This window comes from Saliphagus sp. LR7, assembly GCF_003344565.1.
GTDB lineage: Archaea > Halobacteriota > Halobacteria > Halobacteriales > Natrialbaceae > Saliphagus > Saliphagus infecundisoli.
Map to the genome: position 1 here is coordinate 183,777 of NZ_QPND01000005.1, position 13,886 is coordinate 197,662.

The 13,886-nt window shown below is 59.6% G+C and carries 13 protein-coding genes and 2 pseudogenes; 6 read left to right on the forward strand and 9 right to left on the reverse strand.

The annotated features are described in order from the left end of the window. From DVH23_RS09620 to DVH23_RS09630, 3 genes and pseudogenes are all read right to left on the reverse strand, one after another. Entirely contained in the window at positions 1–1,173 is a 1,173-nt protein-coding gene (locus DVH23_RS09620) for an NAD-dependent epimerase/dehydratase family protein (RefSeq protein ID WP_114577218.1), read from the reverse strand. A 375-nt stretch (positions 1,174–1,548) separates the two neighbouring features. Further along, positions 1,549–2,463: an NAD-dependent epimerase/dehydratase family protein gene (locus tag DVH23_RS09625; protein WP_114577219.1), complete on the reverse strand. Its 915-nt coding sequence runs from the start codon at positions 2,461–2,463 to the stop codon at positions 1,549–1,551. Between the two features lie 413 nt (positions 2,464–2,876). Beyond that, positions 2,877–3,026 (reverse strand): annotated as a pseudogene (locus DVH23_RS09630) (ISH3 family transposase); the annotation flags it as partial. Between the two features lie 304 nt (positions 3,027–3,330). Between DVH23_RS09630 and DVH23_RS09635 the strand changes: the two are divergent. Further along, complete coding sequence (locus DVH23_RS09635; protein ID WP_114577220.1) at positions 3,331–4,461, forward strand: glycosyltransferase family 4 protein; 1,131 nt, start codon at positions 3,331–3,333, stop codon at positions 4,459–4,461. A 167-nt stretch (positions 4,462–4,628) separates the two neighbouring features. Here the strand turns inward: DVH23_RS09635 and DVH23_RS09640 are convergent, their stop codons facing one another. Further along, positions 4,629–5,165, reverse strand: coding sequence for a metal-dependent hydrolase (locus tag DVH23_RS09640; RefSeq protein WP_114577221.1), 537 nt, complete (start codon positions 5,163–5,165; stop codon positions 4,629–4,631). A gap of 267 nt (positions 5,166–5,432) precedes the next feature. Here DVH23_RS09640 and DVH23_RS09645 point away from each other — a divergent pair, with 267 nt between their 5' ends. Both DVH23_RS09645 and DVH23_RS09650 read left to right on the forward strand, forming a co-directional pair. After that, positions 5,433–5,987, forward strand: a complete 555-nt coding sequence (locus tag DVH23_RS09645; protein WP_198667898.1) for a hypothetical protein — start codon at positions 5,433–5,435, stop codon at positions 5,985–5,987. A 138-nt stretch (positions 5,988–6,125) separates the two neighbouring features. After that, complete coding sequence (locus DVH23_RS09650; protein WP_232833731.1) at positions 6,126–6,458, forward strand: hypothetical protein; 333 nt, start codon at positions 6,126–6,128, stop codon at positions 6,456–6,458. A 409-nt stretch (positions 6,459–6,867) separates the two neighbouring features. Here DVH23_RS09650 and DVH23_RS09660 read toward each other — a convergent pair whose 3' ends face one another. Continuing rightward, entirely contained in the window at positions 6,868–7,653 is a 786-nt protein-coding gene (locus DVH23_RS09660; RefSeq protein ID WP_114577223.1) for a hypothetical protein, read from the reverse strand. Between the two features lie 367 nt (positions 7,654–8,020). On the opposite strand from DVH23_RS09660, the pseudogene DVH23_RS09665 reads away from it, so the two are divergent. The 3 genes and pseudogenes from DVH23_RS09665 to DVH23_RS09670 all read left to right on the forward strand — a co-directional run bounded on the left by DVH23_RS09665 (position 8,021) and on the right by DVH23_RS09670 (position 10,602). Further along, positions 8,021–8,994, forward strand: a pseudogene (locus tag DVH23_RS09665) (sugar phosphate nucleotidyltransferase). A gap of 344 nt (positions 8,995–9,338) precedes the next feature. Continuing rightward, a complete protein-coding gene (locus tag DVH23_RS24220; protein WP_198667899.1) occupies positions 9,339–9,506 on the forward strand; it encodes an HVO_A0556 family zinc finger protein in 168 nt (55 codons plus the stop codon). A gap of 178 nt (positions 9,507–9,684) precedes the next feature. Then, entirely contained in the window at positions 9,685–10,602 is a 918-nt protein-coding gene (locus DVH23_RS09670; RefSeq protein WP_114577224.1) for an NAD-dependent epimerase/dehydratase family protein, read from the forward strand. A gap of 119 nt (positions 10,603–10,721) precedes the next feature. On the opposite strand, the gene DVH23_RS25005 is transcribed toward DVH23_RS09670, so the two are convergent. From DVH23_RS25005 to DVH23_RS09680, 4 genes are all read right to left on the reverse strand, one after another. Continuing rightward, a complete protein-coding gene (locus tag DVH23_RS25005) occupies positions 10,722–10,850 on the reverse strand; it encodes a hypothetical protein (RefSeq protein ID WP_255565237.1) in 129 nt (42 codons plus the stop codon). A gap of 210 nt (positions 10,851–11,060) precedes the next feature. Continuing rightward, on the reverse strand, positions 11,061–11,759 hold the full coding sequence (locus tag DVH23_RS24225; protein WP_198667902.1) for an IS630 family transposase: 699 nt from the start codon (positions 11,757–11,759) through the stop codon (positions 11,061–11,063). Next, positions 11,740–12,192, reverse strand: a complete 453-nt coding sequence (locus DVH23_RS24230) for a helix-turn-helix domain-containing protein (RefSeq protein WP_198667900.1) — start codon at positions 12,190–12,192, stop codon at positions 11,740–11,742. The genes DVH23_RS24225 and DVH23_RS24230 overlap by 20 nt, the downstream gene beginning before the upstream one ends. Positions 12,193–12,654: 462 nt before the next feature. After that, positions 12,655–13,767 carry a hypothetical protein gene (locus DVH23_RS09680; protein WP_114577225.1) on the reverse strand — a complete coding sequence of 371 codons (1,113 nt, stop codon included), beginning with the start codon at positions 13,765–13,767 and terminating at the stop codon, positions 12,655–12,657. Positions 13,768–13,886: the final 119 nt, after the last annotated feature.

A 13,886-nucleotide genomic window follows, 5' to 3' on the forward strand; every position in this document is an offset into this window, starting at 1 on the left:
TCAGTCCTCCGTGAGCACACCAGGGAGGAACCGGTCTTCGTGAGATGTGATGGTATCCTCGTACTCGACGAGCGTGGCGAGTACCGACCGCATTCCCTCCTCAAATGTCATTGACTGCCCATCGATAAGATCGTCGTATCGGTCGTATTCGATCTCCATCTTGTGAGTCTCATCTTCCTCACGTGGGTTCTCGAAGTGTTCGACCTCGACACCGAGATCGAACTCGTTTGCGACGTCGGCGATCGTTTCGGCAATCTCGACGATGCTGATCGCCCGGGTGACCTGGTTGTAGACGGTATGATCCGCCGGGCGATCATCCACATCGGAGACCGCCAGCTGAGCCAGTCCCTCAACGGCATCTTCGAGCGCAACGAACGGCTTGCGCTGTTCGCCACGTCCGTAGACAGTCATCGGGTAGCCGGCGATCGCTTGGGCACAGAAACGGTGGGCGACGACCCCGAAGTAGTAATCGAAGTCAAATCGGGTCGACAGTCGGGGGTCGGAGACCGTCTCTTCGGTTTCGGTCCCGTAAGTGATGGCTGTCCGCACGTCAGAGATCGGAATGCCGAACTGCTTGTGCGCCAATCGCATGTTCGCGGCATCGTGGCTCTTCGTCAGGTGATACCACGAGCCAGCCATTGCCGGAAATGGAACCTCGTCCTGATCGCCCTGGTTTTCCATGGTGGCGCCTCCCTCCGGAATCGGGAACTCGGGGGCCCCATAGACGCCAGTCGTCGTGGTCTCGATGAAATGCGTATCCGTGAGGCCGTGTTCGTCGAGCCCCCACAACAGATTCCGGGTCGCCTGCATGTTGTTGTGTTGGGTGTAGTTCGCCCGTTCACCGTTGATCTGGGAATAGGGAGCCGAGGGTTGGGCTGCTGCATGAACCACCGTATCGGGTTCGTGCACCGAGAGGAGTTCGTCCACGAACGACCTCTCGGTGAGATCTCCCTCGACAAAGGAGAGGTTCCGGAGTCCGTGCACTTCTCGGGCAGCGGTGAGACGTTCATCAATCGACGAGACGGGAAGTGCACTCGTCGACCCGGTCGATTCGACCCATTCCCGTCGGGCGAAGTTATCTACAGAAATGACGCGATCATCCGCTTGTGATGCGATTCGCAACGACGTTGGCCATCCAATATACCCATCTCCGCCAGTGATGAGAATTGTCATATCTATCTACCAAAAACTCACAAACCACAGGCAAAAAGATTGCTATTCATAAGCTGGAACGATAATGGAATAGAGACAAATATTGTATAGAAAAGTAACAGTACGTATTCGCTGACGATCGCAGAGTCGTATAAACTCATAGATAGATTAAGTATTAAATATGTAGTTTCAGCTTGAGGGTAATACTTAAGGAGGGGTGCGAAGATGCCTAAGTAAACATGAGTAACTTATCTGTGGAAGCAAACGAGAGTGCTGACGAGAAGATTGACGAAGAACCCGATCACCTTAGTGAGATTCCAGATGGAGCGGGTTGTGTCGAAATCTGGGAGAAAATCAGTGAATCGCGCGTCGAGAACGACTGAACCGAACTCACACTCACGCGCCTACAGGCGGATCTTGTCTCTCAAGACACTGATCTAACTGATTTGTCGGCTCGTAGCCAAGTCGGTCTTGGGCACGTGTGATATCTGCCTGACTGTCCTGGGTATCGGCAGTACGTTCGTCGGTATATACTATCTCTGCATCCGGGTTCACATGCTCTTGAACGGTCCGTGCCAGTTCATTGATCGTTGTTCGTCGCCCACTTCCGATGTTGTACGCATTGCCAACGTAATCCGTAATTCCAGCACGGAGGTTCGCCTGTACGACGTCGGAAACATGCACGAAGTCGCGAGTCTGCGTGCCATCCCCTTCGATCGTGATTCGGCCGTCAGCGGCTTGGTCGATAAATGTCCCGACGACACCACAGAATTCCGACCCCAATAGACGTCGGCCGTAGATGTTGAAATACCGGAGGACGACGGTTTCGAGTCCATAGAGGTCGTTCCATATCCGGGCATAGTGGTCGATAGTGAGTTTCTGTACTCCATACGGTGAGCTTGGTCGTGTCGGTGCTGTTTCGGGAATCGGTAGCGTTGACTGGTTACCGTAGATCGCAGCGCTCGAGGCGACCACGATGCGGGCATCGATATCACGAGCTACCCTGAGAAGGGTGAGCGTTCCATCGACGTTGACTGAATGTGCTTCCATCGGGTTATCAATCGACACCGACACACCTCGAATAGCAGCCTGATGGAAAATAAGATCAACGTCCTCCGCAGCGCGGCGAACCCTCTCCTGATTACGAATATCCCCATCTACGATCGTCGCTTCCGCTGGGATCTGATCCCGGGAATTCGTATTGAAATGGTCGAAGGCAATAACCTGATTATGATCTACAAGCGTATCAGCGAGATAGCTACCGACAAAGCCAGCAGCCCCAGTTACAAGGATAGTTTTCCCTCGCATCATGTTCCTAGTTGTCAGAGCAGTAGAATTGACTTGAGTATTGTTATCCTGCTACTAATTCTATCCGTAGCTGTTAGATAGTGTGCATTAAGGAGAAAGTGGGTCACAGCGAATGTCCGTCAGAATGCGCCGAGAACCCTATCTTCGACGGCGTCTCTGTCCACGCTCCGTGGGCCGAAAGCGATTCCAAAGTATGGCCATCAGTTATCCGTCGCTAACGGCGATCCACACCCAGTCGATCACATCAGTGACCGCACGACTTCATCCGGTACGTGCTGAACCGACCTGATCCGTGCTCAAAGAGTGTGGGGGGAGTGGTGAAGCCGATGAGTCGCTCTGGGCAGTCGCTGTCGGCACGGATCGCCGCCGACGCGACAGCGTTTCCACTCACGAGGGGTGCCTCTCGCGAGGACACCTTATCGGAAGAACCGGTCGTCAAGTGGTTGATTCGCTGGAACAGACCTGCGAACGCCAAGCGCTGTCCACACAGCGCGCAGCACCATCTCACAGAACTCCATAAACGACCACTCCCAGAGGCGGCGCCCCCCGCGGCGGGGCGCCGCCAGGCTTCACACCGCATCCAAGCAGACACTCGCTCTAACCCGATGTGATCGACTGCCACTACTTCGAAAAAGCGTCGTTAATACTTAAATATCAATTGAGATAGTAGTTTCGATCCGAGATCGGACTCGGTTCAGCGAGACGGCGTCGAGAACGGATCCGACCGCCCCAGACGATCCGACTCCGCTGGCGCCGCTACTCCGGCGCTTAGAGGCCGGGAACCCGAATCCGAACTCCGCAGACACCGCGCCTCGTTCGAACTCGTCGTCTTCGAAACAGTATTACCCTCGTGAACGTACTCCCGAGCCGATGGATGTTGCGTTCGTGAGCAACGTCGTCTACCCCTTCGTCACCGGCGGCGCCGAAAAACGAATCCACGAAATCGGCACCCGCCTCGCACGCAAAGGCCACGACGTCACGATCTACGGCCGCCACTACTGGGACGGCCCCCAACTCACCACCCACGAGGGCCTAACCCTCTACGGCGTCGCCCCCGCCCAAGAACTCTACACCGACGATCGGCGCTCCATCACGGAGGCGATCGACTTCTCGGCCCGACTCCTCCCCCATCTCCGCCGAACCATCGACGACCACGACGTCGTCGTCGCCTCGGTCTTTCCCTACTTCCCGGTTCTCGCCTCGAAACTCACCGCCCTCCAGACCGACACTCCGGTCGTCACTACGTGGCACGAGGTCTGGTTGGACTACTGGGAGGGATACCTCGGACGGCTCGCTCCGTTCGGTAAAACCGTCGAACGGCTCACGGCCAAGACACCCCAGTATCCGATCGCCGTCTCTAGGGTCACCGCTGATCGCCTCACGAAAATCGGCCCCGCGAGAGACGAGATCGAGGTTGTCCCCAACGGGATCGACGTCGAACGGATCCGAACCACGCCACCAGCCGAGAACGGCTACGACGTTCTCTTTGCCGGACGACTCATCGAGGACAAGAACGTCGACCTCCTGCTCGAGGCGTTCGATCACGTCGCCGCAGCCCACCCCGACCGTACCCTTGGCATCGTCGGCGATGGCCCCAAACGCGAGCGACTTGAAGCCCAAGCGAACGACCTCGAGCACGCCGACCAGATAACGTTCGAGGGCTTTCTCGAGGAGTACGACGACGTCCTTGCCCACATGCAGGCTGCAGACGTCTTCGCCTCTCCCTCGACCCGAGAAGGGTTCGGGATCACCTACGCCGAGGCAATGGCCGCCGATTGTACCGTCATCGGCGTGGATCACCCCGAAAGCGCCGCCGGTGAAGTCATCAGTGACGGCGGGTTCGTCGTCGAACCCACGAGCGACACACTGGCGGCCACGCTCGAGCGCGCACTTGGAACAACCCAGTTGTCGGTAGAACCGACTGCCGTCGCGAGTCAGTACGATTGGGATGCGATCGCCGAGCGCGCCGAACGGGTCTACCAGGACGCAATCGACCAGTAGTCACCGCGTCCTCCCAATACCCACCGATACCGACCGATCAGATACGAATGCTGGCGACGCTCCGGTCACAAATCCTCGCCTCGAGAAGCGTCACCACCAACTCCCCATCATCACCCGACCCTGTCGAGTTTCGAACCGACCGCTGGACGGTCACACTCGGATGCACCCTACCCATCTCCAGTGAACCGCGGTGAAACGACCAACACGAAGACGAGCATCGAGAGCACGCCGTACTTCTTGAGAAAGGCATACGTCCCCGGGCCACCGCGCCCACCGGGGACCGGTTGTGGCTCCCGAATCGAAACGGAGAGCAATTCCCCCTGGATCACGACCGGCCACTTCCCGCCCAACACCACATCGCCCGGATACCCCAGCTGGATCCCGGTCTCGAGAAGCGGCGCGAACAGAACCATGAAATTGCCGTCGATGACGTCAATCAACAGGTGACTGTACAACAGCGCAATCGCGACGGGCGCGTACCGAAGCCGCCCCGCCACTCCCCGCTCGACGAGCACCACGATCAGCGCGATCGGAAGAAGCGTCACCACAGAATGGAGCCCGCCCGGCACGGCCACGATCTTGTCGGCATCCGGCAGGATCGCAAACCCGGCCAGCGCGAACGCGAGCGGGTGTTCGAACAACTCCGAGCGAAGGACGTAGACGACGGCGATCGGCAAGAAGAGATGGGTGAAGAAATCCATCATCCACCCGGTTTCCCGCCACGCCCATAATCACACTGTCTCGACTGCGCCCAGCCGACCACCCCACGCTCGTCGTCAGCCGGACTGCCATCCTAGTAAATGTCTAGCCCTAGACGACGGTCGAACGGGCTTACGGCCTAGATTCCCCTAGTGGCGTGTCGGAGACCACCGTCTGGGGTACTGTCGATCCGATCGCTCCACAACAAACCCAGAACGAAATATCTCTATTCCACACCAAATTATTAGTATTCAGCGCTCAAACCCATCCTCATGGCCGATCACCCACCCGTCTGGCCGGATGGAATGGATGCGGCCGACCGTGTCCAGCATGTGGCACTCACCCGAACCAACCCACGGAATGCGGGCTGGATCGCCGAAGAAGCCAACGTCTCACGGGACACGGCCGCCAAATATCTCAGCCGGATGGCCGACCAGGGAGAGCTCACCGTCGTCGAGACGGCCGACGGGACCTGCTACAAACCCGACGGCGTCACCCAGTTCCTCCGTGACGTGAGAGGACTCACAGAAGAACACTCCGTCGCGGAGTTGACCGACGAGCTCCGGGCGATCGGGGACGAAATCGACTCCTGGAAAGCGACCTATGATGTCGCCTCACTCGAGGAGCTCCGTCGGACCATCGGCGACGATACGCTCTCGGAGGACGAACGCCGTGACCGCCACGAATGCATCGAGGAGTGGGAGTACAACGTCCAGATGCGCGAGGCCCTCCAACTCGCGATCAGTCTCCACCAGTCGCTTACGAGATTGGATGTGGATCCACGTCTCGACACGTCCGATTCAGACACGCTCCCCCAGGAAGGGTAGCCCAATGGTGGTCTTCCTTGTGGGCGGTCCGGGTCGAGGATTCACCCGGCGCGAGGGGCTTCGGCGTCTCAAAGAACGACTCGAGAAGGAACCCGGACTGTCGGGTATCGTCCATCGCGGCTTCGGCCTCGGTCCGTCGTGGCCGACGTCGATATCGAGGTGTTTCTCGGCACCGAATTCCCGCGCTCGGAAGCGACCCTCGAGGTGGCGTGGCGACCACGAACGGCGACGGACGTCCAGCGTGTCCAGTGGGCGGACTCGGTGGTCAGTCTTGGATGGCACAAGGATGACGACCACGACGATCTCGGAACCACCCATTTTCAGCGAGACTCCGGAAATCAGACCGTCCACGAGCCAGGGAATCTCGATGTCGAAGCTCCGTTGAGCTTCCTCGAAACCTGTCTCCAGCGACTGCCTCCCGAACTCGATGAGACGATTGACATGGAGAATCACTCCGGAGCCGATCACTAACCTCGCTTGCGTCCAAAGAGTCCCGACGCTGCCGCTTGAACGACCTGCATGACGAACCCCAGACCGTCGCCAAACGTGACCCCCGAGAAGGGGTCCTCGTGATGGTCGCGGCTCGCGACGACAGCGACCCCCTCACGGCCCGGAAGATCGCCGCTTTCTTCGGGTGCTCATCCGCGAGCACCCTCGAGTACCTCCACGATCTCGTCGACCGAGGCGAGGTCACGTCGAAGGCGGTCACTAACGACTTCCGCGTGTGGTGGGTCCCGAGTCCCGAGAACGAGCGTGACGTCCTCTCTGGGTATGGCTCGTTGACGGGAACGGATCGGTCGTCGAAAAGTGCCGTGAAGCGGGAGCCACCGGCCTTTGCGAGGACGGCCGTACGGGGTCCTGAACGGAGGCGTCTGCCCGACTACTCGTCCGACACGAGCAACCCCTCCAAAATTCGCAACTCCTCGTCCTCGGAGATCGCCTCCGACTGCAGACAGGCGTGGGCGACCTTGTGAACCAAATCGGGGTCGAGAGCCACGCCACCGCTCACCGACCGGTCCTCGAGCTGTTGGTCGAGCCGGTCGACGCGTGCGGAGAGTACGTCGAGCTGATCGGCGAGAGCGGGTGCTTCCTGAACCGTGGCCTCGTCACCGGATTCACTGGGATTCCCACCCGGTTCGTCTCCGACCGCCTCCACTGTGTCCCCACCGCTGGTCCCGGCCCCCTCGATCCCGGTCGCCGTACCACCGTCGGGTTCGGCCGCCACCGCCCCCTCACTAGCCCCAGCAGGCGCCCCGAACACCAACTCGGTGAACGCCTCGGGATCCGGGCTCGCAGGCTCGTCCGTCGTCCTCGTGGGCTCACCGTCGGCCCCCGTAGCGGGCCCGCCATCGCTTGCCACCACGGCCTGTCCAGCATCCTCGCCACTCACCTCAATGCCCTCACCCTCCGCAGACTCGCCGTCATCCTGATCGGGCGACCCACCGCCAGTCTCCTCGGTGGCCGTCCCGGCCGGATCGCCGTACTCCTTGAGCACCTGCTCGACGAGTGCGGTGGTCGCCCCGCCCACTTCGTCGGCGATGGCCTCCATCGCCGCCTCCGGCTGCGACGCAGCGACATCCAGGATCTGTTTGTGAACGATCGCTCGTGGGCTCTCGGTACTCGACGTCCGTCTTTGGTCCGCTGTCGTGTGTCCTCGATTACTCATAGCTCCCCCACATGATCCCCTCGACCGACTGAACGGCACGCACCACCAACGTCCTCGCGTCAGGTCATCTCGTGCACGCTAATAGAACCACTGGCTATATCTGGAAGTAAGCTTATATAATATAAAGAGTATGCACACTGATCCTCGACCCCAGTCCTCGTACTCGTCGAGATACTCACCGGAGAGGCGCTGGAAGCGCGCGACCCCGAACCCTAGTCCTCGTCGATCACTAGAGCGATCACACAGCCCACACGCGACGACCCTCCCTCGATTAATCACACGTCACAGGACCCACTAGCGATCGTTCCAAATATCGTCATATATGAACTGTTTTGATGCCTGACCTGAACGGGACAGTAAGGACGCCATCGTCCTCGCAGGGGGCTATGCCACGCGACTCTGGCCGATCACCGTAGACCGGCCCAAGATGTTCCTTCCAGTCGGCGACACCACCGTCATCGACGACGTCCTCACGGACCTCGAGGCCGACGACCGGATCGAGACGGTCTACATCTCGACGAACGAGCGCTTCGCCGACGCGTTCGAGAGCCACCTCCAGGAAGAGACCTACGACAAACCCGAACTCTCGATCGAGGATACGAGTGACGAGGACGAGAAGTTCGGCGTCATCGGCGCCTTAGCCCAGCTCGTCGAGCGTGAGGGGCTTGCGGACGATACGATCATCGTCGCGGGCGACAACCTCATCAGCTTCGGGATGAGCGACTTCATCGACTACTTCGAGGAACGAAATCGTCCGGTGCTTGCGGCCTACGACGTCGGTAGCACCGAGCACGCCACCTCGTATGGCGTCCTCGACGTCGGCAACGATCATGAGATCCGCGACTTCGAGGAAAAGCCCGACGAGCCGCCGAGTACGCTCGTTTCGGTCGCCTGCTATGGGTTCCAGGCGAGCGACCTCAACTCCCTCGAGACCTATCTCGCGGGCGAGAACAACCCCGACGAGCCGGGCTGGTTCGTCCAGTGGCTCGTCGAGCGCGACCGCGTCGACGCCTTCACGTTCGACGGTGCCTGGTTCGACATCGGGACGCCCGAGAGCTACCTCGAGGCGGTCGCCTGGCGCCTCGAGGGCGAGTGCTAATCCATCCCGGGGCAACGATCGACGAGGCCACGATCGGGGCGAACGCCTACGTCATGGACGGCGCTCACGTCGAGGACGCGACCGTCCGCGAGAGCGTCGTCTTCCCCGACGCCACCGTCTCGGGGAGTACGCTCACGGACTCGATCGTCGATACGGGAGGCGAAGTCCACGAGATGGACGTCGACTCGGCGTTGATCGGCCCGGAGCTGACCATCGACGGATCGTCAGTCGATCCCTACTAATTCGAGCACCCATCGAAAGACCGGAGCAAAAGTGGTGGGGGATCACCCCGATCTTTCACACGGCCCCGGGGGCGCATACCCACGACCGCGACCGTGTGGTGCTGGATCAAAGCCATTGGATCAAAACACCACTGCACTAGAGAACACAACTAGTGGCTACCTCCCCTCGTCACGAGATGCGCCCGTTGGTCCATGGGTTCGAACGAGGATCCCCGACAGCGAATGGATAGGCCAGTATATCGCTCCAGAACGGTACAATCGCGTATAGAGAACGGTGTTCGCCTCAATATCGGCGGTTCGTCACCCCAACGTTTATCTCTTCGACTGAGTAGTTAGCAATCAGTATGGAGCAACTCGGTGAAGAGTCAGTCGAGCGTGATCCAGTGCTCGCTGTCCTCGAGGGCGACGACTGTACGCACTGTGACTCGGGGACGCTCACACGCGACGACTACAAAGGCGACGACGCCGTCGTCTGTGAGGAGTGTGGCGTTCCTGGCGCCCGATCCCTGTAAGGCCCGGCGAACCTAGAGACGTTCGTTCCGTTCGGTTCTCGGTGTGTGCCATCCGTAATCGACGTTCACCGTCCTCGAGTGTTCCCAGGTGACCCGATGGAGACCGAGCGACCACACTCGAGACACACAGAACCCGAAACCGACGGGAATTATCACGGTCGCTGAATACTCTCTGCGTATGCAGGACCACCGCGTTCTCGTCACGGGCGGGGCGGGCTTCATCGGCTCGAACCTCGCGATCCACCTCGCAAGCGACAACGACGTGATCGCGATCGACGACGAATACCTCGGCACCCCCGACAATCTCACGAGCGACGTCGACTACCGCCCGGTGGGCGTCCTCGACGACGACCTTCCCACGGACGTCGACGTGGTCTTTCACCTCGCTGCACTCTCCTCGTATGCGATGCACGAGGAGGACCCAACCAGAGGCGCCCGCGTCAACGTCGAAGGGTTCGTCAACACCGTCGACCAGGCGAGACAGGACGGCTGTGACACCGTCGTGTATGCCTCGACCTCCTCGATCTACGGCAGCCGAACGGAGCCCTCCCCCGAGGAGATGCCCGTCGCCGTGAACACGGGCTACGAAGCCTCGAAACTCGGTCGCGAGCGCTACGCCGAGTACTTCCACAACCACTACGACATCGCCACCGCAGGAATGCGCTTCTTTTCAGTCTATCAGGGCTACGACGGCGCCGAAGGCCACAAGGGCGAATATGCAAACGTCATCGCCCAGTTCGCCGACGACATCGCTCACGGGCGCTCGCCCGAATTATATGGCGACGGCACCCAGACCCGGGACTTCACCCACGTCGACGACATCGTCCGCGGGCTCGAGGCTGCCGCCGACAACCGACTCACCGGCGTCTATAATCTCGGCACGGGCGACCCCTACAGCTTCAACGAGCTCGTCGAGCGCCTGAATGACCACCTCGACACGGACGTCGATCCCGAGTACGTCGAGAATCCGATCCCCCAGGACGTCTACGTCCACGACACCTGTGCCGATATCACCAAAATCCTCGATGACGCCGGCTGGAAACCCCAAATCGACCTCGCGGAGGGCCTCGAACGAGTCTGTGTACCCTACCAATAAGACAACAAAGCACTCCGTGAAGCGACCGTCACGGAAAACAGGACCACGTCCTGGATAGCTCGCTCATTCCGAACGCACCCCCGGCACGGTCAGGATGATGAGAGACCGGCCACGTGAATCTACGCCTCGAGTTCGACGTCCGAACTCCCACAGGTCGCACAGACGTCGTCTTGCCAGCTAACGGTTTTATGGATCGAACGCTCCGCCTGACACCGATTACAGTAGCCCTCCACCGTGGTATCACTCATCGTCTGGATGCCCCCTTGTGACACGAATGACGTGTGAGTCGCATAAGTCCTGCCGTGGGAGCAATCAAAGACGATTCGATGAGGCGAAATAAACGAGCCGCACAGGCACAGTCGACACCGATCTCCGTCTACGATGAGCGGGCCAGTGACCACCGGAACGCGGTGGGCGGCCACGACCCTAGTACTAGTGCCTTCCCAACCGTGGAGTTGCTAGTTCTCCGCTGCTTCGATTGACGGATACAGCCGGTGAAGTTGTATCCGCGCATCCTCATTTGTGAACTGCCAGTCAACAGTAACATCCTGCTCGTTGCGTGCTCGTTCCCACGCAGCGACCTCCGTTCGGAGGGTCGCTGCGTCCGGAATACGGCGGTTGAGACACTGCGTCTGGAGCGTACTCCAGACGAGCTCGGCCATATTCAGCCAACTCCCGTGCGTGGGCGTGTAGTAGAACTCGAACCGATCAAGATATTCGCGTGCTTTCTCGGGTGGGAAGAACCGATAGAAGGCAGCTGGATTGTGTGTGCTGAGGTTGTCCAAAACTACCCGGATGCGGTCTGCATCCGGGTAGTCGTCTGCAATCGCTTGCATGCAGTCGATCCACTCACGTGTTCGTCGCCGTTCGGTTACCTGGAGGCGACACCAGCCAGTCAAGGGTTCAGTCGCGACGTGAAGCATGCGTTTGCCGTTGCGTTCGTAGTGGTGATCTGTTCGAGCGACCGCTCCCGGTGTCGCCGGGAGCGGGTCGCGGACGTGCTTGCGCAGTTCCTTGCTGGACTCGTCGAAACAAATGACCGGGCGGGTATGGTCGTACGGTTCTTGATACAGTGACAGGAGCGTTTCCATGCGGTAGACGAACTCCGGGTTCTCTTTGGGAGGAATGAGCCAGTACTCAGAGCGATGGGGCTTCAGATCGTTTTTTTAGCCGCTGTCTCACGGTTTCTTCGGAGATCGAGTCGAACTCGATCTCCTCAAGGGTGACAAGGCGCTCAGCGAGGAGTGCGTAGGTCCAGCGGGACCGTCCTTCTGGCGGCTCTGAACACGCGAGAGCGACGAGGTGGGCTTCACCGCGGCCATCGAGTTTTGGCGTGTAGTCTCGGTCGGGTTTGCGGCGATGAATCGCCGCAATCCCTCGCTCGGAATAGGCTCTACGTGCATTGTAGACGGTTTTGGTGTGACAGCCGACGTGCTCACTGATTTGGGAATCAGTGAGCCCGTCATCAGCCTTCAGAAGGATCTTTGCACGGGTGATATCTTCAGCCCGGTGGGTGCCTTTCGAGGTGAACGTCTCCAGTTCTTGGCGCTCCTCCTCAGACAGCTCAACAACGTGCTGCTTTCTGCTCATTCCAGCAGATACGTGCTCAGGAGAGATAAACTAGCATGTCCGCGGTTGGGAAGGCACTAGTGCGGCTTCAGCCTTGAGCTGCTAGATACGAACTAGAGGCGCTGTAGGCTCTGAATCTATCGATTCACTATTGAAGCGGCACTAACCTAGAGCGGTGCGGCTGGTGGCGTCGGTGACGACCGATCAACGACATCCTCATCCGAGTCCGAATCGATATGAAACGCTCGGATATGATGTTTCATCGGCCGGTAGTCGGATTCCCCTATCTCGAACACACGGTCACAGAACGGACATGTCTGGTACATCCCTTCCCCCATGAGGGCATCACTCATGGATTGATTTCACTCTTTCGTCCCTTACCGAATCGGCTGGAATCAAGTACGGGCGCGGATGGCGGCTAGAATCATCCCGTAACCGCGCGTGTCGAGCCGTGTGCGTCGTCGTTCACTAGTAGAATCGCGTTCAGGCGAGTGCCTGGAGCACGGTCCACTCGTCGCCCGTCGAGACGACGAGCGCGGGGTCGCCATCACCAGTCGGATCCCAGCTCTCCCCGTCAGCGAGGACGATCCGCCCGAGCTTTCCTTCTGGGGGCTCACTGTGGGGCTCGAAATCGACGTGGGTGAGGTCGTTCAACCCGCCGCCGTAGCGATCGCCTTGGTAGGTCTGGACGGTCGTCGATGGCCACCGTCGCGTCGAACCATCGACGTACACTGCGCTGTCGTCGATCTCGGCGATTCGTTCGACGGCGCCAGCCACGAACGGATTGTGAAAGTACGTCCCCTGATCCGAGACGTCTGGAAACCGCTCGTCCTCGTTGTCGATCTGCTGGGTGAAGGCGGTCCCGAAAACGTTCGCGAAGTAGGCGTTCTGGAAGACGTTCCCGATGGCCCGGGCCTCCTCGATGTGGATGCCGTCGTAGGTAGCTTCGATATTGAGATACGAAAACAAGTTGCCGAACGAGTACTCTTCGATGTTGAGCGCGACGTCACCCTCGTTTTCGCCGGAGCTAAAGCTCCCCTCGAGACCCGAAAACTGAACGCGCCGGAGGTCAAGCCCGGTGCCACCCGCCGAGTTGTGGACGCCGTAATGGTAGGTGTTGAGCGCGAAGTTGATCTGGCAGGCGCCGTCTCCGTCCGGGTTTTCGTTGGCAGTCGCAAACCGGGTGAAACAGCTATTGTACGGGTCACGCAGATCCTCGGATCCCCAGACGAACGTGTACCCATCATTATCGCCCTCGAATCGGACACCGATGATCTCGACGTAGAACATGTCGGTGCCATCTGAATCCCGGATCTGGATCCCGGCCCCATCGTCACTGCCGGCACGAATGCGCGACGATTCGAGCCCATCACCGTAGATCGCCCAGTTGTTGCGAAGGCTCTCGTACTCCGCGAGATCGATCTCCCACGACGTGGTTCCGTCGCCGTAGAAGCCGCTCGGATAATAGATCACGCCGCCGCCGAGGTCGTTCAATCGGTCGAACGCCTCGCGCATTCCCGCCGTTCCGGACGGCGACGTATACGGATCGTCCGGCGTGCCGGCTCCGGAGACACTCGGGAGCTCCGAGACGTACACGACTCGGTTTTGCTGCGCTGCCGAAAGCCGATCGACGATGATCGATTCGACTGGCTTGGCGTCTCCGAGACGGTTCGTTCCTCCTCGCTCCCCGCTGTGGTCGTGATCTTTCGGAGCAA